Origin of the sequence: Streptomyces mutomycini (assembly GCF_001700505.1) — a bacterium.
GTDB lineage: Bacteria > Actinomycetota > Actinomycetes > Streptomycetales > Streptomycetaceae > Streptomyces > Streptomyces mutomycini.
This window is the reverse complement of record NZ_MAPV01000369.1, coordinates 1-522: the sequence shown is the minus strand read 5'-3', so window position 1 is coordinate 522 and position 522 is coordinate 1. Positions and strand designations below refer to the sequence as shown.

At 74.1% G+C, this 522-nt stretch carries 1 protein-coding gene; it reads left to right on the top strand.

What is annotated here, in order from left to right; all coding sequences use genetic code 11:
• Window positions 1-57 precede the first annotated feature (57 nt).
• On the top strand, window positions 58-381 hold the full coding sequence (locus BFF76_RS30495) for a chorismate mutase (protein WP_031094391.1): 324 nt from the start codon (window positions 58-60) through the stop codon (window positions 379-381).
• Window positions 382-522: the final 141 nt, after the last annotated feature.

Genomic DNA, 522 nt, shown 5'->3' with positions numbered 1-522 from the left:
CACCGCCCCACCCCGCCGTCGACCACCCCGCGACCGGTGCGTCTAAGCTCGCTGACCATGACCACGAGCAACGTCGACGAGTACGTCACCGCCGAACTGAACCGGCTGCGCGAGAGCATCGACAACATCGATGCCGCAGTCGTCCACATGCTCGCCGAACGCTTCAAGGCCACCCAGCAGGTCGGCCACCTCAAGGCCGAACACCACCTGCCGCCCGCCGACCCGGCCCGCGAGGCCCGCCAGATCGCCCGGCTCCGCCAGCTCGCCGAGAGCGCCAGGCTCGACCCCGCCTTCGCCGAGAAGCTGCTGAACTTCATCGTGGCCGAGGTCATCCGCCACCACGAGCGCATCGCCGAGGAATCCGCCGGCCCCGACGCCTGACCCACGACCGGGCCGCGCCCGGCCGGCGCCCGCGCCCCCGTCCGTGCCCGCGCCGCGCGAGTGCCGCTTTCGGCCCGTGCCCGCTTCCGGCCCGTGCCGCGCAGGACCCGGCGTTCACGGCTCCCCCCGGGCCCGGCACCT

Coding starts and splice junctions, on each gene's coding strand:
- BFF76_RS30495 (WP_031094391.1), top strand. CDS start 58: ATGACCACGAGCAACGTCGACGAGTACGTCACCGCCGAACTGAACCGG.